At 42.8% G+C, this 24,586-nt stretch carries 15 protein-coding genes; 11 read left to right on the top strand and 4 right to left on the bottom strand.

What is annotated here, in order from left to right; genetic code table 11:
• Window positions 1-48: 48 nt before the first annotated feature.
• A complete protein-coding gene (mnmL, locus tag C0W29_RS11915; RefSeq protein WP_045042240.1) occupies window positions 49-996 on the bottom strand; it encodes a tRNA modification radical SAM protein MnmL/YtqA in 948 nt (315 codons plus the stop codon).
• Window positions 997-1,517: 521 nt separating this feature from the next.
• On the opposite strand from mnmL, the gene gltB (C0W29_RS11910) reads away from it, so the two are divergent.
• The 8 genes from gltB (C0W29_RS11910) to C0W29_RS11870 all read left to right on the top strand — a co-directional run bounded on the left by gltB (C0W29_RS11910) (window position 1,518) and on the right by C0W29_RS11870 (window position 17,246).
• A complete protein-coding gene (gene gltB / locus C0W29_RS11910; RefSeq protein ID WP_045045106.1) occupies window positions 1,518-6,065 on the top strand; it encodes a glutamate synthase large subunit in 4,548 nt (1,515 codons plus the stop codon).
• Window positions 6,058-7,524, top strand: a complete 1,467-nt coding sequence (locus C0W29_RS11905; RefSeq protein ID WP_045045105.1) for a glutamate synthase subunit beta — start codon at window positions 6,058-6,060, stop codon at window positions 7,522-7,524. Before gltB (C0W29_RS11910) ends, C0W29_RS11905 begins: the two co-directional genes overlap by 8 nt.
• Window positions 7,525-7,921: 397 nt before the next feature.
• Window positions 7,922-12,385, top strand: coding sequence for a glutamate synthase large subunit (gene gltB / locus C0W29_RS11895; protein ID WP_045045104.1), 4,464 nt, complete (start codon window positions 7,922-7,924; stop codon window positions 12,383-12,385).
• A gap of 14 nt (window positions 12,386-12,399) precedes the next feature.
• Complete coding sequence (locus C0W29_RS11890; RefSeq protein ID WP_045045103.1) at window positions 12,400-13,809, top strand: FAD-dependent oxidoreductase; 1,410 nt, start codon at window positions 12,400-12,402, stop codon at window positions 13,807-13,809.
• Window positions 13,810-13,984: 175 nt separating this feature from the next.
• On the top strand, window positions 13,985-14,683 hold the full coding sequence (gene mtnN, locus C0W29_RS11885) for a 5'-methylthioadenosine/S-adenosylhomocysteine nucleosidase (RefSeq protein WP_045042234.1): 699 nt from the start codon (window positions 13,985-13,987) through the stop codon (window positions 14,681-14,683).
• Between the two features lie 27 nt (window positions 14,684-14,710).
• A complete protein-coding gene (locus tag C0W29_RS11880; RefSeq protein ID WP_045045102.1) occupies window positions 14,711-15,673 on the top strand; it encodes a cobalamin biosynthesis family protein in 963 nt (320 codons plus the stop codon).
• Complete coding sequence (btuF, locus tag C0W29_RS11875) at window positions 15,673-16,509, top strand: vitamin B12 ABC transporter substrate-binding protein BtuF (protein WP_052671651.1); 837 nt, start codon at window positions 15,673-15,675, stop codon at window positions 16,507-16,509. Before C0W29_RS11880 ends, btuF begins: the two co-directional genes overlap by 1 nt.
• Window positions 16,510-16,634: 125 nt before the next feature.
• Window positions 16,635-17,246, top strand: a complete 612-nt coding sequence (locus C0W29_RS11870; RefSeq protein WP_036796056.1) for a TRIC cation channel family protein — start codon at window positions 16,635-16,637, stop codon at window positions 17,244-17,246.
• A 98-nt stretch (window positions 17,247-17,344) separates the two neighbouring features.
• On the opposite strand, the gene C0W29_RS11865 is transcribed toward C0W29_RS11870, so the two are convergent.
• On the bottom strand, window positions 17,345-17,965 hold the full coding sequence (locus tag C0W29_RS11865; protein ID WP_036796058.1) for a DedA family protein: 621 nt from the start codon (window positions 17,963-17,965) through the stop codon (window positions 17,345-17,347).
• Window positions 17,966-18,292: 327 nt separating this feature from the next.
• On the opposite strand from C0W29_RS11865, the gene C0W29_RS11860 reads away from it, so the two are divergent.
• Window positions 18,293-19,582 carry a peptidoglycan DD-metalloendopeptidase family protein gene (locus C0W29_RS11860; protein WP_235862083.1) on the top strand — a complete coding sequence of 430 codons (1,290 nt, stop codon included), beginning with the start codon at window positions 18,293-18,295 and terminating at the stop codon, window positions 19,580-19,582.
• A gap of 73 nt (window positions 19,583-19,655) precedes the next feature.
• On the opposite strand, the gene erpA is transcribed toward C0W29_RS11860, so the two are convergent.
• On the bottom strand, window positions 19,656-19,997 hold the full coding sequence (erpA, locus tag C0W29_RS11855; RefSeq protein ID WP_036796059.1) for an iron-sulfur cluster insertion protein ErpA: 342 nt from the start codon (window positions 19,995-19,997) through the stop codon (window positions 19,656-19,658).
• Window positions 19,998-20,059: 62 nt separating this feature from the next.
• On the bottom strand, window positions 20,060-21,448 hold the full coding sequence (gene clcA, locus C0W29_RS11850) for a H(+)/Cl(-) exchange transporter ClcA (protein WP_373455535.1): 1,389 nt from the start codon (window positions 21,446-21,448) through the stop codon (window positions 20,060-20,062).
• 346 nt (window positions 21,449-21,794) lie between these two features.
• Between clcA and hemL the strand changes: the two genes are divergently transcribed.
• Both hemL and C0W29_RS11840 read left to right on the top strand, forming a co-directional pair.
• Window positions 21,795-23,099 carry a glutamate-1-semialdehyde 2,1-aminomutase gene (gene hemL / locus C0W29_RS11845; RefSeq protein WP_036796062.1) on the top strand — a complete coding sequence of 435 codons (1,305 nt, stop codon included), beginning with the start codon at window positions 21,795-21,797 and terminating at the stop codon, window positions 23,097-23,099.
• 384 nt (window positions 23,100-23,483) lie between these two features.
• Window positions 23,484-24,569 carry an AI-2E family transporter gene (locus C0W29_RS11840; protein WP_080895396.1) on the top strand — a complete coding sequence of 362 codons (1,086 nt, stop codon included), beginning with the start codon at window positions 23,484-23,486 and terminating at the stop codon, window positions 24,567-24,569.
• Window positions 24,570-24,586 lie beyond the last annotated feature (17 nt).

The raw sequence follows: 24,586 nt of genomic DNA, 5'->3' as shown, positions 1-24,586 counted from the left end.
AAAGTTTTATTGCGGCACACAAAAAAGCCTACTTAACGTAGGCTTCATTTAGGTATTCTTATGTAAGTTTGGTAATTGATAAACAAAGGGAACGCCTAACGCACTACCTTGCGATCCATATTTATCAAGTAAACGTCCAATCTCAGTCATAGCTAACCAACGATTCTCACACCACATCGGTGCTAACAGGGTTGGTCGACGCGCACTTGCAGCGACACGATGGTAAACCACCTCTGGCGGAGTTAAGCGGATCATCTCACTGGCAATATCCGTATAATTATCAAGACTAATAGGTTGTAATCGACCAGCCTTAAATGCTTGCCCCATTTTACTGCCTTCAACAATATGTAATGGATGCAATTTAATCCCATCCACACCAATCTCGACAACTTTGGTTAATGTCATCAAATTATCGGCTTTAGTATCACCCGGTAAACCGACGATTAAATGGGTGCAAACTTTAATTCCTAATGCCCGAGCTCGCTGAGTGATAGCAGCATAACAAGCAAAGTCATGACCGCGATTGATGCGTTTCAAGGTTTTATCATTAGCGGTTTGTAAACCTAATTCAAGCCAAATTTCATAGCCTTGTGCTACATATCCAGCAAGTAATTCTAATACCGCATCAGGCACGCAATCAGGGCGAGTACCAACACATAAGCCAACAATATCGACAGATGTTAGCGCCTGCTCATACATCTTTTTTAAACTTTGTACTTCAGCATAGGTACTAGTGTAAGCCTGAAAATAAGCTAAATAACGCTGAGCACGACGAACCTCGCCAGCACGAGCTGTTAATTGTTGTTTAATCGGCACGAACTGATTATTTTCGTCAGCAAATGACGCAACATTACAAAATGTGCAGCCACCACGACCAATAGTACCGTCGCGATTAGGACAACTAAAACCACCATGGAGGGTGAGTTTATGAACTTTTTCACCATAACGATGCTGAAGATCTTGTCCAAAAGTATTGACGAGTTGATGCAATTGCATGGTATTACCTAGCGTTTAAAACAATGAATAATCTACGTCAGCGCAGACCAATACGAAAAAGAGCCGCAACATATCATCAATCACCATCGTGAAGGTTGTGCTAAAACAAAAAACACTTCCTCTAGCGTTATTTGATATCGCTTTCAAAGGACTTAATTAAGACCGATCGCCGAATATCCATATGCTTCATTTATGCATCAAAAGTGTTAATTTTTATTGGTAATTAATGTATCAAAATTGTAGGATGGTTACACTTGTGTGCAATTTATAAACAAAAAAAGCCCTATTATTACGCTGCTTTTACGTGGTTTATATGGCTCTTTAGGCATAAATAACGTGCTTTATGACAATTAATAGTAATACAACAGAATTAAGTTTGTGTATGACATAATTTCGTCATCATAAACACACCATCAATGATGCAGGACAGGAGTCCATATCAATGCTCATTGATTGTGATAATAAATTAGGGATAACCAAGCCTTAGGAATATGGCTTGATGTAACTGGAAGGATGTATCTATGACAGCTCAAGAGCTTAACGCTCAGGGACTTTATGTGCCTGAATTAGAGCACGATGCCTGTGGTATCGGCTTTGTTGCCCACCTTAAAAACCGTAAATCTCACCAGATTGTCACTCAGGCCCTCGATATGCTGGCACGTATGGAGCACCGAGGTGGTCAAGGTTGTGATCCTAGCAGTGGTGATGGCGCTGGAATCTTACTACAAAAACCCCATGAATTTTTACTAGAAGAAACGGTTAAGCTAGGCATTAAACTGCCGACCTTTGCGCAATACGGTGTCGGCGTCGTTTTATTTCCAAAAGATGAACATAAACGTCAACAATGTCGTGATATTCTTGAGCGTAATGCCAAACGTCTCGATCTAGAAGTCATTGGCTACCGAGTACTTCCGGTAGATAACTCAATGCTAGGCGAAGATCCACTCAGCACAGAACCTCAATTTGAACATGTTTTCATTACCGGTGGTACCAATCTAGATCCTGCGGTATTAGAACGTAAACTTTACGTATTACGTAACTATACCGTCCGTGTCTGCTTAGAAAGCGTATCTAATATTGGTGATGATTTCTACATCAACTCATTGTCATATAAAACCCTAGTGTATAAAGGCCAGCTCACCACAGCCCAAGTACCACAGTACTTCCTTGATTTACAAAATCCAGCGATGGTAACCGCATTAGCATTAGTGCATTCACGTTTTTCAACCAATACCTTTCCCCGCTGGCGCTTAGCGCAACCTTTCCGTTATATTGCTCATAATGGTGAAATTAACACCGTCCGTGGCAACCTTAATTGGATGAAAGCCCGCGAAGCCATTCTTGAATCAGACTTATTCAGTCAACAAGAACTCGATATGTTATTGCCTATTTGTCAGGAAGGCAGTTCAGATTCGTCCAACTTTGATATGGCACTGGAATTATTAGTGCTATCTGGTCGTAGCTTACCGCATGCACTGATGATGCTGATCCCTGAAGCATGGCAAGAAAACACCAGCATGGATCCTAAACGACGGGCTTTTTATCAGTATCACGCCAATATCATGGAACCATGGGATGGTCCAGCATCAGTCTGTTTTACTGATGGGGTTCAAGTTGGTGCGACCCTTGACCGTAATGGTTTACGTCCATCACGTTATACGGTGACTAAAGATGATTTCCTGATCATGGCATCAGAATCAGGAGTGGTAAACATTGATCCGGCAAATATTCAGTTCCGTGGTCGTTTGCAACCTGGTCGTATTTTTGTTGCCGATCTCGAACAAGGCCGCATCATCTCTGATGAAGAAGTCAAAGACAGCATTGCAACGGCACAACCATACGAACAATGGCTCAAAGATAATCTACTGACACTTAAGACCTTGCCTGATGCTGATAACATGTACCATCAGCCAACACCTGAACGGCTGTTGCATCATCAACAAGCATTTGGTGTTAGTTCAGAAGAAGTTAACGATATTATCGTGCCATTAGCGAATACAGGTTATGAACCTCTTAGTGCTATGGGCGCAGACTGGCCATTAGCAGTACTGTCGCATCAATCACAACATTTATCGAATTACTTTAAGCAGCTATTTGCGCAGGTGACTAATCCACCCATCGATCCTATTCGTGAACGAATGGTGATGTCGCTTAATACTTATTTAGGTAAAGACCAAAACCTGCTAACTGAAACACCAGAGCATTGCCATAAAGTCGAGCTTGAATCACCAGTACTATCCAATGCTGAATTAGAAAAAATTCGCGCGATTGATAATGAGCATCTGCAATCAAAAACACTGGATATTGTATTCCGTGCCAGTGGCGAACAAGGCAAGCTTGATCGTGCTTTAAAGCGTATTTGTCAATATTCTGAAGATGCCGTTATTGATGGTTATTCGATCATTATTTTGACAGACCGTGCGGTGAACTCTAACCATGCCGCGATCCCTGCAATGTTAGCCGTTGGCGCTGTTCATCATCACTTGATCCGTAAAGGTCTACGGGCTAAATGTGACATCGTGGTTGAAACCGGTGATGCACGTGAAACTCATCACTTTGCCACTCTTATCGGTTATGGTGCTAATGCGATCAACCCTTATTTAGTCACTGAAACTCTGGTTGATCTTCAGTATAAACGTAAGCTCGATCCGGAGCTTCCTACCGATACTTTATTTGATAATTACCGTAAAGGCGTTAACGGCGGACTACTAAAGATTTTCTCTAAAATGGGAATTTCAACCTTACAGTCTTACCATGGCGCACAAATTTTTGAAGCTCTTGGTATTAGTAAAGCGGTGGTTGATAAATACTTCACAGGTACAGTGACTCGTATTCAGGGTCTAACTATTGATGACATCGCTCAAGAAGTACTGGTACGTCACCGTGTCGGTTACCCAACTCGTGAAATTCCAGTGCAAATTCTCGATGTCGGCGGCGTATATCAATGGAAACAACGTGGTGAAAAACACCTGTTTAACCCTGAAACTATTTCATTGTTACAGCAATCGACTCGCGAAAAAGATTATGCTCAATTTAAGCTATACGCCAAAGCGGTCGACGATCAAGGTGACAATGCAGCAACCCTGCGTAGCCAACTAGATTTTGTCAGCAATCCCGCGGGTTCAATTGCACTTGATGACGTCGAACCGATTGAAAACATTCTCAAGCGTTTCGCAACTGGTGCCATGAGTTTTGGTTCAATTTCTTATGAAGCCCACTCAACCTTAGCGGTCGCCATGAACCGTATCGGCGCTAAATCTAACTCCGGCGAAGGTGGTGAAGACCCAATTCGTTTTGATAAAAAAGATAATGGCGATTGGGAACGTTCGGCAATCAAGCAGGTTGCATCGGGTCGTTTTGGGGTAACCTCTTATTACCTAACCAATGCATCTGAATTGCAAATTAAAATGGCACAAGGTGCAAAACCTGGTGAAGGTGGTCAGTTACCTGGTGATAAAGTCGATGATTGGATTGGTGCAACCCGCCACTCAACGCCAGGGGTTGGCTTAATTTCGCCGCCACCTCACCATGATATTTACTCAATCGAAGATTTGGCGCAGCTGATCTACGATTTGAAAAACGCTAACCGCGCAGGTCGTGTTAACGTTAAATTAGTATCAGAAGCTGGTGTGGGTACCATTGCCTCTGGTGTTGCCAAAGCCAAAGCTGATGTAGTGTTAATTGCAGGCTTTGATGGCGGTACTGGTGCATCACCAATGTCATCGATTCGTCACACCGGTTTACCGTGGGAGCTTGGCTTAGCCGAAACGCATCAAACCCTGCTTAAAAATGGTTTGCGTAATCGTATTGTGGTGCAGTCTGATGGCCAAATGAAAACCCCGCGTGATCTTGCCATCGCGACCCTACTCGGCGCTGAAGAATGGGGCGTTGCAACAGCAGCTCTCGTGGTTGAAGGCTGTATCATGATGCGTAAGTGTCACAAAAACACTTGCCCTGTTGGTATCGCCACTCAAAACAAAACCCTGCGTGAACGTTTTGATGGTCGTGTAGAAGACGTCGTTACTTTCTTCCAATATATGGCTCAAGGTTTACGTGAAGTGATGGCTGAACTGGGTTTCCGTACCATTGATGAAATGGTTGGCCAAGCACATAAATTAAAGCTGCGTGATGATATTGGCCATTGGAAATACAAGAACCTCGATCTCAGTCCAGTGTTATATATTCAACCACCACGTGCTGAAGACGGTATTTATAACCAACGTCAGCAAGATCACGGTCTAGAAAACGTCCTTGACCGTACATTGATTAAACTGGCACAGCCTGCACTGACCAAGGGTGAAACTGTTACTGCACAACTGCCAATTATCAATACTGATCGCAGTGTCGGCACCATGTTATCAAATGAAATATCTAAGGTTTATAAAGACCAAGGTTTACCACAACCGATGACCATCAAGTTTAACGGTTCTGCTGGTCAAAGCTTTGGCGCATTTCTCGCTAAAGGGGTGCAATTTACCGTTGAAGGCGATGCCAATGACTACTGGGGAAAAGGACTCTCAGGCGGTACATTGGTACTCTATCCAGATCACCAATCCGACATTATTGCTGAAGATAATATTGTGGTCGGTAATGTGTGTTTCTATGGTGCAACCTCAGGTGAATCTTACATTCGTGGTCTTGCTGGTGAACGTTTCTGTGTCCGTAACTCTGGGGCAAAAGTTATTGTCGAAGGCATCGGTGATCACGGTTGTGAGTACATGACGGGGGGAATCGCGATAATTCTTGGTCAAACAGGACGTAACTTTGCCGCCGGTATGAGTGGTGGTGTCGCCTACGTGTGGGATCAATTTGGTGACTTTGAAACTAAACTCAATGCGGAATTAGTCGATCTTGACCCGATAGAAGCTGAAGATAAAGCACTGCTACTTGATATGCTAACCAAACATATTGAATTAACAGGTAGTACGGTTGCAGAACTGTTCTTATCTAACTTTGAGTCGAACCTCAACCAGATGAGAAAAGTGATGCCAAGGGATTACAAAGCCGTATTACAACAGCGTCAAGCTGCCGCTCAAAACAAGGAAACGTTGGAGGCCATCAATGGGTAAGCCTACGGGATTTTTAGAATTTGGTCGCGAACTGCCAAGTAAGCTAGATCCAAGTGTTCGTATTCAAGATAATAAAGAGTTTGTTCTTAATGATGAATTTGGTGAAAAAATTCAAGAACAATCATCACGTTGTATGGATTGTGGCGTACCGTTTTGTCATAACGCCTGCCCAATCGGTAACATCATTCCTGAATTTAATGATGCGGTTTATCGTGATAGCTGGGAAGAAGCGTGGAATATTTTAAGTTCAACCAATAACTTTCCAGAGTTCACCGGTAGAGTATGCCCAGCACCTTGTGAAAGTGGCTGTGTGCTCGGCATCAATCAAGATCCAATTACTATCTGTAACATTGAAAAAACCATTGTTGAAACCGCTTACCGTGAAGGTTACGCCAAACCAAAAATCCCACGTTCGCGCACTGGTAAAACCATTGCCATTATTGGCTCAGGCCCTGCTGGTTTATCAGCAGCCGAGCAGCTAAATAGTGCTGGTCATACTGTTACAGTGTTTGAACGCGATGAAAAAGTCGGTGGTTTACTACGATTTGGCATTCCTGATTTTAAACTCGGCATGGATATTATTGATCGTAAAATCGACTTAATGGCGCAAGCTGGCGTTAAATTTGAAGTCAATGCCCATATCGGAGTGGCTATTAACGCTCAGCAGTTGCGCCAAGAATTCGATGTTATTTTGCTAACGGGTGGCTCTACGGTACCGCGTAATTTACCGATTCCCGGTCGTGAGCTAAATGGGGTTCATTTTGCGATGGAGTTTTTAGCTCAAAATAACCGTCGCGCTAATAATATGGATCTCAAAACAGCAGAGGTGCATGCGCAAGATAAACATGTGGTAGTGATTGGTGGTGGCGATACAGGCTCTGACTGTGTCGGCACCTCAAACCGCCATGGTGCGGCAAGTATCACTCAAGTTGAAATCATGCCATTACCACCAGAACAACGCCCAGCCAATCAACCATGGCCGTCATATCCAATGATCATGAAAACATCGACTTCTCATGAAGAAGGTTGTGATCGTTATTGGAATATTCTTACTAAAGAATTTATTGATGATGGTAACGGTAATGTCAAAGGGCTACGTATCGCTGATATTGCTTGGCAGGATGCAAAACCCGGTGAAAGACCTCACTTTGAAGAAGTAGCAGGAACTGAGCGCATAATTGCGTGTGATCTGGCCTTTTTAGCGATGGGTTTTCTACACCCAGAACCAACCGGTGTATTAGCGCAGTTAAATATAAAACTTGATGATCGCGGCAATGTTGCCACGCAAGATTTTGCAACCAGTCAATCAGGTGTATTTGCTGCAGGTGATATGCGTACCGGACAATCGCTTGTGGTACGTTGTATTAACGAAGGCCGCGAATCAGCACGAGCGATTGATAGCTACCTGATGGGTAACTCTAACCTCGAAGCAAAAGCGGATTCACTGATGCTTTCGTAAACTTTATTGTTACTAGATTCTACTAAAATCAAAAGTCAGCTTATCGAAGCTGACTTTTTTATTGATTACAGTTCAGAAGATTACCCTCCACACAACTTTATAACATTAATGTCACCAACCACTACGTTTAGTACTATTTTCACTTCAGAACATAGCTGTAATGGCTTTATTATCACTACTGAAAAACTTATAGCTGTAACTAATATAGATTTATTTCAGGTATTTAAAGTTAATAAAAACCGCTTAACAGCCATAAATATCATTTGTTAGCAACATTTGACCTTTTTGTAAATTATAGTTAGTTTGAAATATCGTAGGAAGCAAAGTGAGAAATCTATATTGATTTTCATTTTGCAGTAAAACTGTTTACAACAAACAGGAGCAAGGGAGAATTGCAATGTCACTGTATAACCCATCACTAGAAAAAGATAACTGTGGCTTCGGTCTTATCGCCCACATTGAAGGCGAAACCAGCCATAAGCTTGTTCGTACCGCAATATCTGCCCTCGATCGTATGACCCACCGAGGAGGTATCGCCGCGGATGGAAAAACTGGCGATGGCTGTGGCTTATTAATTAAAAAACCCGATAATTTTTATCGTATTATCGCCACAGAAAAGCAGTGGAACTTATCGCGTGAATTTGCGGTAGGGATGATCTTTCTCAGTCAAGATCCGGTGCTGGCTCAGCAAGCACGTACAATTATCAATGAAGAATTGATCACTGAAACCTTATCTATTGCAGGTTGGCGTGAAGTACCAATTAACCCAAGTGTACTGGGCCCTATTGCTCAGCAATCGCTACCAACCATTGAACAAGTATTTATTAATGCCCCTGCCGGCTGGAAACCGCGTGATATTGAGCGTCGACTTTATATTGCTCGCCGCCGTATTGAAAAACGCATTACTGAAGATAAAGATTTCTATATTTGTAGCCTTTCAACCCAAGTTACAGTCTACAAAGGGCTATTTATGCCCGCTGATCTGCCTAAATTTTATCTAGATTTAGGGGACATTCGTTTAGAATCATCGATCTGTTTATTCCACCAACGCTTTTCAACTAATACTCAGCCACGATGGCCATTAGCACAACCTTTCCGTTATCTAGCCCATAATGGTGAAATAAATACCATTACTGGTAATCGTCAGTGGGCACGTGCGCGCGCCTATAAATTTAGCTCGCCACTGTTACCGGATTTAAAAACCGCAGCTCCTTTTGTTAATGAAACCGGTTCAGATTCATCAAGCCTTGATAATATGCTGGAGCTATTTTTAGCTGGCGGGATGGATTTATTCCGCGCAATGCGAATGTTAGTGCCACCAGCATGGCAAAATCATCCCGATATGGATCCCGCATTACGTGCCTTTTACGATTTCAACTCCAAACATATGGAGCCATGGGATGGCCCAGCAGGGATTGTGATGTCGGATGGTCGTTACGCAGCCTGTAACCTTGATCGTAATGGCTTGCGTCCAGCACGTTATGTGATCACCAAAGATAAACTGATCACCATCGCTTCTGAAGTTGGGATCTGGGATTACACCCCTGATGAAGTCGCAGAAAAAGGCCGTGTAGGTCCAGGTGAGCTATTAGTTATTGATACTAAATTTGCAAAAATTTGGCACTCACAAGATATCGATAATGAGTTAATGAGTCGCCATCCGTATAAGCAATGGATGGATAAACATGTACAACATTTAATCCCGTTTGAGCAGTTAGATGATGATCATATTGGTCAACGTAACTTAGACGATAATCAGCTTAATACCTATCACAAACAATTTAACGTCAGCCGAGAAGAACTCGATCAAGTGCTACGCGTGATTGGTGAAAATGGCCAAGAAGCAACAGGATCTATGGGTGATGATGCGCCAATGGCGGTATTATCATCACAACAGCGACCAATCACCGACTATTTCCGTCAAATGTTTGCTCAGGTGACCAACCCACCAATCGATCCTTTACGTGAAAAACATGTGATGTCGCTTGCCAGTTGTATTGGCCGTGAAATCAATGTGTTTTGCGAGACCGATAGCCATGCCCAACGGGTGGCATTTAAGTCACCAATATTGTTGTATTCTGATTTACAACAATTACTGGGGCTTGATCAACAATACTATGCCAGCAACCAGCTCGATATTAATTTTGATCCCCAACAGCAAGATCTTCAGCAAGCGATTATTAGTCTGTGTGATAAAGCACAACGATTAGTCGAGCAAGGTGCGGTGCTGATAGTGTTATCAGATCGTGCCATCACTAAAGATACCCTGCCGATTCCAGCAGCAATGGCTGTTGGTGCAGTCCAGCGCCGATTGGTAGATAACAACTTACGTTGTGATACCAATATTGTGGTTGAAACTGCAACGGCACGTGATCCGCATCAATTTGCGGTACTGTTTGGCTTTGGTGCTACCGCTGTTTATCCCTACCTTGCTTATGAGTCACTAGCAAAAATGGTTGATAACAAGGTCGTTGATAAGCCATACCGCGAAGTAATGACTAATTATCGCGATGGTATCAATAAAGGCCTATTTAAGATCATGTCCAAAATGGGCATCTCAACCATCTCATCTTACCGTTGTTCAATGTTATTTGAAGCGATTGGCTTAGGCGATGACATTATTGAGTTGTGTTTTAAAGGTGTGTCGAGCCGAATTGCAGGCGCCGACTTTAACGACATTCAACAAGACTTACATAACCTTAGTCATAAAGCATGGCTAAAACGTAAACCTATCGATCACGGTGGCTTACTCAAATATGTTCATGGCGGCGAGTTCCATGCGTATAATCCAGATGTAATTTCCACCTTACAAAAAGCTGTAAAATCAGGTGATTATCAAGATTACCTAGCCTTTGCTAAGCACGTTAATCATCGTCCTGTCGCCGCAATTCGTGACTTATTGACCCTAACCGATAACCACGATCCCATTGCGCTTGAAGAAGTAGAAGCGGCAACTGAATTGTATAAACGTTTTGACTCTGCAGCGATGTCGATTGGCGCCCTAAGCCCAGAAGCCCATGAAGCGTTAGCAATTGCCATGAACCGTTTAGGTGGTTGTTCTAACTCTGGAGAAGGTGGTGAAGATCCTCGCCGTTTTGGCAGCGAGCGTAACTCACGTATCAAGCAAGTCGCATCTGGCCGTTTTGGCGTAACACCACATTACTTAGTGAATGCCGATGTCATTCAAATTAAAGTCGCTCAAGGGGCAAAACCTGGCGAAGGTGGTCAACTTCCCGGCCATAAAGTCACTACTGAGATCGCTAAGTTACGTTTTGCTGTTCCTGGAGTAACCTTGATTTCTCCGCCGCCGCATCACGATATTTATTCGATTGAAGATCTAGCGCAGCTTATTTTCGATCTCAAACAAGTTAATCCCCAAGCATTAGTGTCAGTCAAGCTAGTATCCGAACCCGGCGTTGGCACTATTGCGACAGGTGTTGCCAAAGCCTATGCTGATTTAATCACTATTTCAGGTTATGACGGTGGTACGGGGGCCAGTCCTTTAACCTCGGTTAAATATGCCGGTAGCCCATGGGAACTTGGACTTGCTGAAACGCAACAAGCTCTAGTCACCAATGGCTTACGTCATAAAATTCGTCTGCAAGTTGATGGGGGCTTAAAAACCGGCCTTGATGTTGTTAAGGCAACAATTTTAGGCGCGGAAAGCTTTGGCTTCGGTACAGCACCAATGGTTGCTTTGGGATGTAAGTATCTGCGTATTTGTCACTTAAATAACTGTGCGACTGGGGTTGCAACTCAAGATGAAAAACTACGTCGTGACTTCTTTAAAGGCTTGCCAGAGCAGGTAATGAATTACTTTATTGGTGTCGGCGAAGAAGTACGTCAATTATTAGCCCAGCTTGGGATTAAACAATTGACTGATTTAATCGGCCGTACCGATCTATTACAGCAACTTGATGGCTTTACCGCTAAACAATCAAAACTGGATTTAAGTCCATTATTGATTGCACCAACACCGCAACCAGGAAAAACGCTTTATTGCAGCGAAACTAATGCGCCATTTGATGATGCGCAATTAAGTCAGCAATTACTAGAGTGCACCCTGAGCGCAATAGAAAACCGCAGCGGTGGTGATTATCACTTCCCAATTTGCAACACAGATCGCTCAATTGGGGCGCGTTTATCTGGTGAAATTGCTAGTCGTTATGGTAATCAAGGTATGGCATCAGCACCGATCACGCTGCACTTTATCGGTACGGCTGGGCAATCATTTGGCGTCTGGAATGCTGGCGGACTTAATCTTAATTTAACCGGTGATGCTAACGACTACGTCGGTAAAGGTATGACTGGTGGCAAAATTGCCATTCGTCCTCCGCAAGGTTCAGCGTTTAAATCGAGTGATGCCACCATTATTGGTAATACCTGTTTATACGGTGCAACAGGAGGCAAACTGTTTGCCGCAGGTAAAGCTGGCGAACGTTTTGCGGTGCGAAACTCAGGCACCATTGCTGTTGTTGAAGGTGCTGGCGATAATGCTTGTGAATATATGACGGGCGGGATCGTGGCAATTTTAGGTAAAACAGGGGTCAACTTCGGTGCTGGCATGACCGGTGGCTTTGCTTATATTCTCGATGAAGACGGTGATTTTTCAGGTCGCGTCAACCCAGAACTGATTGAAGCCATTGCACTCGATCAATTAAAAATCCATCAAGAACATTTACGTGGCTTAATTGATCGTCATTGGCAAGAAACCGGATCAGATCATGCGAATGATATTCTGACTCACTTTGAACAATGGATTCCAAAATTCTATCTTGCTAAACCTAAATCAGCAGACATCAATACCCTGCTGGGTCACCAAAGCCGTTCAGCAGCTGAACTGCGCCTTCAGGCACAATAAGGGAGGGAAACCAAATGAGCCAGAATGTTTACCAATTTATTGATGTCGAACGTATCGACCCACCCAAAAAATCACTCCAAATTCGTAAAATTGAGTTTGTGGAAATTTATGAGCCTTTTACTAAGCAGCAAGCCGGCGCGCAGGCTGATCGTTGTCTTGATTGTGGTAATCCCTATTGTGAATGGAAATGCCCGGTACATAACTACATTCCACAATGGTTAAAGCTTGCCAATGAAGGTCGTATTATTGAGGCGGTAGAGTTATCCCACCAAACCAATACCTTACCTGAAGTCTGTGGTCGTGTGTGTCCGCAAGATCGCTTATGTGAAGGAGCTTGTACCCTTAATGACGATTTCGGCGCCGTCACTATCGGTAATGTTGAAAAATATATTACTGATAAAGCGTTTGAAATGGGGTGGAAGCCAGACATGTCCAACGTTGAGTGGACAGATAAAAAAGTAGCCATCATTGGCGCAGGTCCTGCGGGGCTTTCATGTGCTGATGTGTTAGTGCGTAACGGTGTGAAACCGGTCGTGTTTGACCGTTACCCTGAAATTGGTGGCTTACTGACCTTTGGTATTCCTTCTTTTAAATTAGAAAAAGATATCATGGTCAATCGTCGCCGAATCTTTACGGAGATGGGGGTTGAATTTCAACTTAATACCGAGATTGGTAAAGATATCAGTATCAACACGCTACTAGCAGATTATGATGCTGTTTTCTTAGGTGTTGGTACCTATAAAAATATGCGTGCTGGGCTAGAAAACGAAAATGCAACTGGCGTTTATGATGCGCTGCCATTTTTAGTCTCTAACACTTACCGTGTAATGGAACTTGAACAGCAACAGCCGTTTATTGATATGAAAGATAAACATGTTGTTGTCCTTGGTGGTGGTGATACCGCAATGGACTGTGTACGAACATCCATTCGTCAGGGAGCGGCAAAAGTCACCTGTGCTTACCGCCGTGATGAAGCCAACATGCCGGGCTCTAAACGTGAAGTAAAAAATGCGCATGAAGAAGGGGTTAACTTCGCCTTTAATTTACAACCATTAGCGATTGCCGTTGATGATAATGGCAATGTGATTGGTGTCGATGTCGTTAAAACAGCCCTTGGTGATGCGGATGCTGCTGGTCGTCGTCGTCCAGAGCCCGTTGCGGGTAGCGAGCATCGCTTAGCCGCTGATGCGGTTATCATGGCATTTGGTTTTCAGCCACACGCTATGCCTTGGTTAGCACCTTATGATGTTGAACTCGATCAATGGGGTCGTATTAAAGCAGCCCAAACGGAGTTCGCTTTCCAAACTTCTAACCCTAAAATCTTTGCTGGCGGTGATGCAGTACGAGGTTCAGATCTCGTCGTCACAGCGATTGATGAAGGCCGTAAAGCCGCCGATGGCATTCTCGATTATTTAGACGTATAAAGCGCTTAATTGATTAACTCTCATCATCAACACAGCAGTTGCACTTCGCACCTGCTGTGTATTTACAACGATTAAAGCCGTTGACACGAGAGTTTTGGAATAATGATTATGGCTCATGCTACAATCTTGGTCATATCAGCACTATCCGTGCCCTCATTAACAAGAGATACCATTCATGAAAATCGGCATTATTGGCGCGATGGAACAAGAAGTTGCCATCCTTAAAGATCAACTTACTGACTGTGAAACTCATAACAAAGCCGGTTGTACGATCTACACTGGCAAACTTAACGGTGCCGATGTAGCATTACTGCAATCCGGTATTGGTAAAGTATCTGCCGCAGTAGGTACAGCAGTTCTACTTGAAAGTTTTCAACCTGATGTTGTGATTAATACTGGTTCTGCTGGCGGTTTCGAATCAAGCTTAAACGTCGGTGATGTTGTTATTTCAACAGAAGTTCGTTACCACGATGCAGATGTGACTGCATTCGGTTACGAAATTGGTCAAATGGCACAACAACCAGCAGCTTTCCTATCTGATGAAAAATTAATGTCAGTTGCAGAGCAAGCACTTGCCGCGTTACCCCAACCACCACACGCAGTTCGTGGTTTGATCTGTACTGGTGATGCTTTTGTGTGTTCAGCTGAAAAGCAAAACTTTATTCGCACTCATTTTCCAACGGTGGTTGCGGTTGAGATGGAAGCGGCAGCGATTGCTCAAGCTTGTCACCAATTTAAAGTACCATTTGTGGTTGTACGCGCAATTTCTGATGTTGCCGACAAAGAATCACCAATGAGCTTTGATGAGTTCCTGCCACTTGCAGCACAAAGCTCTTCAATTATGGTCGCTAAAATGGTTGAATTGTTAAACTAAATTAAACTGATGAGATGATAACTACTGATGACAACTTCGGCATTTATCGCCTCATTGGTGACCAATAGCTCCCTGCTTGCTTTGTGGGGAGCCTTGTTATTACATTGGTTACTCCCTGTGCCGCATCAACTGCATCCATTACGTATCTGGCACCGTTTAGCGTTACTTATTGCCTCTCGTGTCAACCATCCTCATGAAAACCATTCACAGCGGTTACTAGCCGGTTACTTGGCTTGGGCATTAATGTGGTTAACAGCCTTAGTACTATTACTCGCGATCAGCCAATTGGTATGGTATCCAACGCTATTTCAACTAATACTCTTATGGCTTAGTCTTGATTGGCAACATAGTGCTAGCCTCAGTCAGCAATTTAATCACGCCTATAGCAATAATAATAAAGACCAGTGCCGACAACTACTTGATCCTCATATCAATCGTAATGCTGATGTACTTTCACTGCTAGGTTTAGGTAAAGCAGGCGCTGAAACCATTATTTTAAGCTACGGTCGTCATGTTGTTGGGGTATTATTTTGGTATGCTATTGGCGGTGGTATCGCAGCGGTATTATATCGTTTAGCCATTAGTCTTGCGCGAGCATGGTCACCAACACGCACCCAATATGTCGTCTTTGGTCGTCCAGCGATACGTATCGCGGCGGTACTTGATATCGTACCATTACGGTTATTTGCCTTATTGATTTGTTTAGGGCGAAATAGTCGCACTACCCTTCAAGGTTTACGTCAACAAGGTGAAAACTGGCATTTACCCGGTCCGGGCTGGCTATTAGTCGCTACTGGCCACAAATTAGCATTATCACTCGGAGGGCCTGCTATTTATAATAATGTCAAAATGGTGCGGCCACGCTTAGGTGGAAAAATAACCCCAGCAGCGCTACATATTGCACAAATACAACAATTAATGACGCAACGACTCTATGTATGGGTCACAATTGAAAGCTTATTGTTATACTTTTTCTGTGGAGTTTTATAGTGCGGTTATTGTTTTGGTTAGTAGTGATTATAACGTCTATTACTCCCGCTATCGCCTCCACTTTAGCGCAACAAACTCAACGCATTATCAGCTTATCACCCCACACCACTGAAATGGCTTATGCGGCAGGATTAGGTGATAAACTCATCGCAGCCAGTGCCTACAGTGACTATCCGCCAGCCGCCCAACAACTAGAACGGGTTGCTAATTATCGTGGCCTTAAAATGGAGCGTATTTTAGCTTTAAAACCTGATTTAATTTTAGCTTGGCAAGGTGGCAACCCGAGTCGTGAACTCGCTCGCTTACAACAGCTCGGTATCAAAATCATTTACTCCAATCCTAAAACATTAGCTGATATACCGAAAACATTAGCACAACTTAGTCAATATGCTGATTCACCTCAACCAGCACTACAAGCTGCAGCGGCATTTAAACACCAATTACAACAACTAAAACAAGCCAATCATAATAAGCCTAAAGTGCGTTATTTTTACCAACTTGGTTCAGCACCATTAATGACCGTTGCTGATAAAGGCTGGCCAAGTCAAATATTTCGCTTTTGTGGCGGTGAAAACATTTTTGCTAACAGTCGTGCCGCCTATCCACTGATTAACCAGGAGCAAGTTGTTGTCCGCCAACCTCAAGTGATATTCAGTCCACAACCCATCACGACGACTCAACAGCGATGGGCACCATGGCAGCATCAATTAATTGCCGTTAAACAGCACCATATTTATCAGCTTAACGCTAATTGGTTAAACCGACCTACACCACGGACTTTACTGGCAATTAAGCAAGTCTGCACGTTACTCGATCAAGTACGAGACGATCATTAATCACAATATTGTTATAAACCCTGTGAATAACTTCACAAAGCATTTAATTGCAGTTGTGCCTTGCGAATTTATTCGTACAATCTCAGCCGCTTTACTCAACTTCATTAATTCTTGTAGGTACAGAGATGCTCATTTATTTTCTCGATATGTTTGGCACTGCGATTTTTGCCGCATCTGGAGTACTCATGGCTGGACGGCTACGGATGGATCCTTTTGGTGTAGTCGTACTTGCAAGTGTTACTGCTATTGGTGGCGGCACTATTAGGGACATGGCATTAGGGGCAACACCCGTTTTTTGGATTCACGATACCAACTATTTATGGGTGATTTTTATTACCTGTATTATCACCATGCTTGCCACTCAGCGACCACGACGAATGCCAAGATATTTTCTACCTGTAGCCGATGCAATTGGACTCGCAGTCTTCGTTGCTATCGGGGTTGAAAAATCATTACGTTATGGCGCATCACCATTAGTTGCGGTCATTATGGGAGTTATCACTGGCTGTGGTGGTGGGGTTATTCGTGATGTATTAGGTCGAGAAGTACCGATGATCTTCCGTACCGAAGTTTATGCTACTGCTTGTATTATTGGTGGTGTCGTACATACCTTGAGTTTATCTCTCGGTGTATTACCTTCCATGGCTGCCATTATGGGCATTATCACCACCTTATCGATTCGTTTAGCCGCTATTCGTTGGAACCTTTCACTACCAACCTTTGCTCTACGTAATTAAATAGCCGCAAGTTAACGATTGATAATAAAAAACCGCCATGGCGATACTCTTTCGAGTTACAGCCATGGCGGTTTTTTTATCATAACTAAATCAAGCTATTATTTTTCAATCACAACACGGTTACGCTGAAAACGACGGTAAACCAACCATATTATCGCAACGACGATAACGGCAACCACCACCCAACATTGGGTTTGGTATTTATGGTAAAACGCTAAAATAGGTGCAACTTCATCACGCAAATAAGCGGGAGCGACACCAAAAACAAGTAACCATACTGTCACTGCTAAAAAGTTACCGGTAAAAAACAATTTTGCAGGCATGGCAGCAATACCACAGCCAATACACATAAATTGTTTAATACCTTCGACAAAACGACTAATAATCAGTCCTAGCATGCCATAACGATCAATAAAGCCATGCAGCTTGGTTAATGTTTTTGGTTTGATCCATTGTTTACGGGTCAACACATGGCCAAATTGGCGCCCAATAAAGTAACCAATGCTATTACCAATAAAGCTAGCGCTCCAGCCAACCATGAGTACCGCAGGTAGTGACATTTTTCCTGATGCCGCTAATAAGCTCGCTACCACTAATAATGACTGCCCTGGTGCGGGAATCCCCATGCCTTCAACCGCTATCGCAAGCGCTAAAATATAATAGCCATATTGCTGCAGCAATGGCGTGAGTTCAGTAATAATATGTTGAATCGATTCCATGGCCAGTCTATGTCAAAAAAATGAACATCAATTTGTGATGATAGACTGAATTTAGCAGAGACCCTAACGATCAAAGCTAAAAAGTAAGCTTTCCAAAATGAACTTATACAAAAAAAACCGCTCTCAGTAGATAAGAATATACTTTACAGCATGATTACCTCGGTTTAACCCTGCTGTAAAAATGACCTTTTTTGGTCGCCTCGACAAATTTTAAAAAAATAATCTTGAATATTTGGACTTCAATAGCTGCTTATATTGAAACCCATTACACTTAATATTATTTATTTTTTATTTAATACCGTCATGAATGGAAGCTCCTCACCTCGTATGCCAAGAATAAATAAAATACTGATCGGGATAATCGGTAGTGCGGTTATTGCCTTGATTGTGGCCCCTGAGATTTATGCAGAGCCACCAGCAACAACTGAGTCGACATACCAATTAGGCCAACATTACCCATTGGTTTTACCACCAATAGCAGCAACAACAACGGAGCTGGCACCATACTCGCAGTTAGCATGGAAAACTCACACCATCAAAAATGGTGAAAGTTTAGCTATCGCATTTAATAGTGTGGGTTTAGACAGCGGACTATTACACCAAGTCGTCACAACCAGTCATAAAACCAAGCAGCTGGCCTCACTACGTCCAGGGGATAATTTAAATTTTGGTTTTGATGCTTCAGGTAAACTAATCGAATTACATCAGCCATTAAATAATCTTGAAACTTTAGTTGTAAAACGAGATGCTGATGGCGATGATTTTAGCGCCAGTATCGATACGCAACAGATTGAAACTCAAACAAACTATGCTCAAGCAACTATTGATTCCAGTTTTTGGAATGCTGCCGATAAAGCAGGCTTAACCGCTAATCAAATAATGGAAATCGCGGCTTTGTTTGGATGGGATATTGATTTTGCACTCGATATTCGAGCTGGCGATAAATTTGAAGTGCTCTTTGAGCAACACTATCTCGATGGTGCTCCAATTGATCACGGCAATATTCTGGCAGCAACGTTTACCAATATGGGACAAACATTTACTGCCATACGTCATCAAGATGGTAAATATTACGACAAAAATGGTCAGGCGATGCGTAAAGCATTTTTACGCTCACCCATTAACTTTCGCTATGTCAGTTCAAACTTTAATCCGCGTCGCTTACACCCAGTAACCAAGCAAGTGAAAGCCCACCGTGGTACCGATTATGTTGCCCCAGTCGGTACGCCAATTTGGGCTGCTGGTGATGGGGTGGTAATGCAATCGGGTTATAACCAATTTAATGGCCACTATGTCTTCATTCGCCATAATGGTAACTATGTCACCAAATATCTTCATATGACTAAACGCATGGTGAAAAGCGGTCAACGGATTAAACAAGGACAAACCATTGGTACTTTAGGTGGAACCGGACGAGTTACCGGTCCTCATTTACATTATGAATTCTTGGTCAATGGTAAGCATCAAAATCCACGAACAGTAGATTTACCCCAAGCACATTCGCTGTCAGGCTCAGCTCAAACCGTGTTTAAACAACAAGCACAGCAACAGCTTGGACAAGTAAACAGCTACAGTCACTTAGTCGCTCAAAATGCAATGTTATTGCCTCAAGGCTAATATTTAACGACTGTTACAAACAAAAAAAGCCGTCAATAGACGGCTTTTTTAATGGCAGTGAAAGATCATCACATTAAACGCTAAATGATGCTCCACAACCACATGTTGTTGTTGCATTCGGGTTATTAACAAAGAAGCGTGAACCTTCTAAGCCTTCAGTATAATCAACAATGCCACCTACTAAGTATTGCAAGCTCATAGGATCAACAACGAGAGTCACACCATTGTTCTCAATGGTCATATCGCCATCATTAACTTTCTCGTCAAAGGTAAAGCCATATTGAAAACCACTACAACCACCACCGGTAATATATACCCGTAGTTTTAATTCTGGGTTCTCTTCTTCAGCGATAAGCGTCTTCACTTTATTCGCAGCCACATCAGAAAAAGTCAGCGGCAAATTAACATCGCTCATTACAAAACCTCTCAAATACTTCCATTAATTAAGGGTGATTATCTAATACCTGACTATTGTGTTCAAGTATTAGCCGTCTCAACCGGTGCATCATGCGGTGAATCGTGACCTAATTTTTCTTTTTTAATGGTACGGTGAAGCAATTGGGAGTAAATCGGCTGACCACCTAGCATTTGAGCCATCATGGTTGCACCCAATGTTGTTACCACTAATGGCAAAATAAGGTGATAATTATTGGTCATTTCGATTACCAATAAAATCCCTGTAATAGGTGCGCGTACTGTAGCTGCAAATAACGCTCCCATTCCAGCGATAGCAAACAGTCCAGGTGCTATTCCTAACTCAGGATAGATACCTTGTGCCACTGTACCAAAAAACGTACCGAACAAAGTACCCAATGCCAACATCGGAGCAAAGATACCGCCTGGAGCACCGGAGCCAAAACAGAGTAATGTTGTCACAACACGGGCAAAGAACAACAGCAATAGCATATTTAAACTATAATCGCCATTAGTCGCAGGTGGGATTAAGAAGACACCACCGCCCGTTAGCTCAGGGAAATAAAGTAACAATAAACCAAAACAGCCACCTAATAATCCACCAGTAATTAGATAACGAGTGCGATTATTATGGTGAATTTTAACAAACCAATCTAAAGTGAAAATAATTAAGCGGTTAAATACAACCCCGAAACCACCGAATAATACCCCCAGAACCAAGAATAACCATAAAGATGTCAATGCTGGAGCATCATATTGCGGCATGGTAATAACCGCACTTTGACCGGAAATGAAGCGGAAAACAATCGTCGACATCATCGCTGAAATCATGACGCATTTCACTGAGATCAAACTATAACGAAACTGTGGCCGCATCTCTTCAATAACAAACATAATCCCCGCCATTGGGGCATTAAATGCAGCAGCTAGACCACCGGCAGCACCAGCAGCAAGTAATGAGTGGCGACCTTCTTTATCTTTTAAACGGAAAATATCTGAAATCATACGACCGATATTACCGCCCATTTGTACTGTCGGACCTTCACGGCCCAATACCATACCTGAGCCTAACGCACCTAAACCACCAAAGAACTTAACGGGAATAACGCGCCACCAGCGAACAGGACGCATCTCATCCATCGCGCCTTCAATTTCAGGAATACCAGAACCACCCGCCTCAGGAGCAAAGCGACATACTAAAAAATAACCAATAAAGGCCAGTACGCCACTCACAAGAAAGGCTGCTAACCATAACGGTAATACACTGGTAATTTCATCTCGAAGCCAGACAGTACGCTGCTCACTAACCCACCGCACACCAATTTCAAATAGCGTACCTACTAAGCCGGCAAGAGTACCAACGAGAGCAGAAAGGAACAGAACAGAAACAGGTGTTTTATCTTGGGTCAAAAAACGCCTAACTAACCCACTAGATTGGAGGTGGAAAGGCATATGAAGACCGCGCGATTTTTCAGTCATTAGAGAGCCGTATTATATAAAGATGACGCCATTACAGCGCAGAAGATAAAGATCGATGAGCGTTACAGCCTAATCCAATGTGATTATGATTTACACCGCTAATGTTGAAAAATAGCTTTGCAACTGTGACTTGTTTCGCAAATCACAGCCATTTTGTTATAGATTCGCATTCATTTTAAACCGTAAAATGACTCTCTCTTCAGCGTCACTTTAGGTACAATAAGACAGTTTCACTCCCCACACTTCTCTTGCCTATGATTCATTAGGACAGATAATTCTGTGGATTGGATCAACGCCTTACTTTTTTATAGGATCTCATATGAGCAAAACAAGCAAGTCAGCTGATTTATTTGCTAAAGCACAACAAAAAATCCCTGGTGGCGTAAACTCACCTGTCCGTGCCTTTGCTGGCGTTGGCGGTTCCCCACTATTTATTGAACGTGCCGATGGTGCTTATATTTTTGATGCCGACGGTAATGCCTATATCGATTACGTCGGCTCATGGGGACCGATGATTTTGGGGCATAACCATGCCGCTATTCGTGATGCTGTTATTGAAGCAGCCCAGCAAGGTTTAAGCTTTGGCGCCCCAACAGCAATGGAAATAACCATGGCTGAATTAGTATCAGAACTCGTACCATCAATGGAAATGGTACGTATGGTAAGTTCAGGTACAGAAGCAACCATGAGTGCCATTCGTCTTGCTCGTGGTTTCACTGGTCGTGATAAAATTCTTAAATTTGAAGGCTGCTACCACGGCCATGCTGATTGCCTATTAGTAAAAGCAGGCTCAGGGGCATTAACACTGGGCCAACCAAGCTCACCTGGTGTACCGGCTGATTTTGCTAAACACACCCTAACCGCGACTTACAATGATTTGAATTCTGTTCGTGAAGCATTCATGGCTCAACCGGATCAAATCGCCTGTATTATCGTTGAGCCTGTTGCTGGCAACATGAACTGTATTCCACCAGTACCCGGCTTCCTTGAGGGCTTACGTGAAATTTGTGATGAATTTGGCGCGCTATTAATTTTAGATGAAGTAATGACTGGCTTCCGCGTCTCACAAGGCGGCGCCCAAGGTTATTACAACATCAAACCTGATATCACAACCTTAGGTAAAATTATTGGTGGTGGTATGCCTGTCGGCGCATTTGGTGGCCGTCGTGATGTAATGGAATTTGTGGCACCAACAGGTCCTGTTTATCAAGCGGGTACCCTATCAGGTAACCCTGTTGCTATGGCGGCAGGACATGCATGTTTAACGGTATTAACTGAAGAAGGCAATGAAAAGCGCCTTGCTAACACCACTAAACGTTTAGCTAAAGGCTTTAAAGCACTTGCTGACAAACATGGTATTCCATTAGCAGTCAACCAAGTTGGCGCAATGTTTGGCTTCTTCTTTATTGATCAAGATACTGTCACTTGCTATGACGACGTGACGAAATGTGACATTGAACGTTTTAAGCGTTTCTTTAATTTGATGCTCGATAAAGGGGTTTACCTAGCACCTTCAGCTTATGAAGCTTGCTTTACCTCACTTGCGCATAACGATAAAGAAATTGATGCCACCTTAGAAGCGGCTGATTTTGCATTTGCCACTCTTGCAGCTGAAGCGAAATAGCACCATTTACAATAAATAATATAATGTTGTTAAAAACATTATTTTATTAATGCTATTATGCAAAAAGGTCACTCATCGTGGCCTTTTTTTATGAGAGGTGTTTATCATTATGTTAATCAGATCTCACTAATAAAAAATGCATCATACTCGTTAAAATTTACTGCCAAAAATAAACCGCAAGTCCCGCGACAAGTACTAAGATAATTAGCACTAACGGCGGCTTCCGCTTTTTTTTGTCATCACAACCACAATTACAACATCCCATAAGCTATCTCCTCGGTAAGGGCTATAATCATCAAAAACAACAGTGATGATTATAATGATAATCTTTATCAATTACAGTGGGAATGACTGTTATCGGTCGATTTTAAAAGGATAAACATCGTGCCTAAACCCTTTAAGGTAGAACCTCGTCACTGGATGCTCATTGCGGCACTCATTGTCGCCGCCTATGCCAGTTATAAATTAATCGAACCTTATCTTGGTCCGATTGTATTAGCGTTTATCATTTCCCTATTGTTTTCCCCATTACATAAACGCTTATTAGCCAAGATGCCTGCGCGTGAAAATACCGCGGCAGTACTGTCATGCTTTATTCTGACCGTGATCATCGTTATTCCTATTTTAGTGGTATTTTCATCGATCGTGCACCAAGGAACCACGGTATCTAAAGAAAGTTATACTTGGTTAACAACTGGCGGCCCGAAAGAATTATTTGCACATCCTTATGCTCAAAGAGCATTAACCCTGATAGATAAGTACTCGCCATTTCATGATTTTGATCCTCAAGTGATCATTCAAAAGCTTGCAACTACAGCGTCACAAGTTGGCTCACAAGCTCTGAATATCAGTGCAAGAATATTAGGCGACGCGACTAATTTACTGGTTAATTTCATGATGATGTTATTTGTATTATTTTTCTTATTACGCGATAACGACAAAATGATCACCGCAGTACGCCATGTTATTCCACTGTCACGTAGTCAAGAAGATGCAATCATTAATGAAGTAGAGCAAGTCGCTAAATCAGCGGTCTTAGGTTCATTTCTAACCGCCCTTGCCCAAGGTTTTGCCGGTGGTTTTGCGATGTGGCTATGTGGTTTCCCTGGTATATTCTGGGGCTCAATGATGGCTTTTGCATCATTAATCCCCGTCGTTGGTACCGCCTTAATTTGGCTTCCAGCATCGTTATATTTACTGCTAATTGGTGATTGGCAGTGGGCACTATTCCTTGCCTGTTGGGGAGTCATTATTGTCGGTTCTATCGATAACATTGTGCGCCCATTACTAATGCAAGGTAGCTCTAGTATGAATACCTTATTGATCTTCTTTTCAATCATTGGTGGTATTCAATTATTTGGCTTAATTGGTATGATCTATGGCCCAATTATTTTTGGCGTGACTTTAGTTATTTTTAAAATGTATGAAGTTGAATTTCAATCATTCCTTGAGCAACAAGATAATAACTAACCCATAGTAACTACTCA

The sequence above is a fragment of the Photobacterium kishitanii genome, assembly GCF_003026355.1.
GTDB lineage: Bacteria > Pseudomonadota > Gammaproteobacteria > Enterobacterales > Vibrionaceae > Photobacterium > Photobacterium kishitanii.
Note: the sequence above shows the minus strand (reverse complement) of the source record. Positions and strands in the feature narration are given on the sequence as shown.

Coding starts and splice junctions, on each gene's coding strand:
- mnmL (WP_045042240.1), bottom strand. CDS start 996: ATGCAATTGCATCAACTCGTCAATACTTTTGGACAAGATCTTCAGCAT.
- gltB (WP_045045106.1), top strand. CDS start 1,518: ATGACAGCTCAAGAGCTTAACGCTCAGGGACTTTATGTGCCTGAATTA.
- C0W29_RS11905 (WP_045045105.1), top strand. CDS start 6,058: ATGGGTAAGCCTACGGGATTTTTAGAATTTGGTCGCGAACTGCCAAGT.
- gltB (WP_045045104.1), top strand. CDS start 7,922: ATGTCACTGTATAACCCATCACTAGAAAAAGATAACTGTGGCTTCGGT.
- C0W29_RS11890 (WP_045045103.1), top strand. CDS start 12,400: ATGAGCCAGAATGTTTACCAATTTATTGATGTCGAACGTATCGACCCA.
- mtnN (WP_045042234.1), top strand. CDS start 13,985: ATGAAAATCGGCATTATTGGCGCGATGGAACAAGAAGTTGCCATCCTT.
- C0W29_RS11880 (WP_045045102.1), top strand. CDS start 14,711: ATGACAACTTCGGCATTTATCGCCTCATTGGTGACCAATAGCTCCCTG.
- C0W29_RS11870 (WP_036796056.1), top strand. CDS start 16,635: ATGCTCATTTATTTTCTCGATATGTTTGGCACTGCGATTTTTGCCGCA.
- C0W29_RS11865 (WP_036796058.1), bottom strand. CDS start 17,965: ATGGAATCGATTCAACATATTATTACTGAACTCACGCCATTGCTGCAG.
- C0W29_RS11860 (WP_235862083.1), top strand. CDS start 18,293: ATGCCAAGAATAAATAAAATACTGATCGGGATAATCGGTAGTGCGGTT.
- erpA (WP_036796059.1), bottom strand. CDS start 19,997: ATGAGCGATGTTAATTTGCCGCTGACTTTTTCTGATGTGGCTGCGAAT.
- clcA (WP_373455535.1), bottom strand. CDS start 21,448: ATGCCTTTCCACCTCCAATCTAGTGGGTTAGTTAGGCGTTTTTTGACC.
- hemL (WP_036796062.1), top strand. CDS start 21,795: ATGAGCAAAACAAGCAAGTCAGCTGATTTATTTGCTAAAGCACAACAA.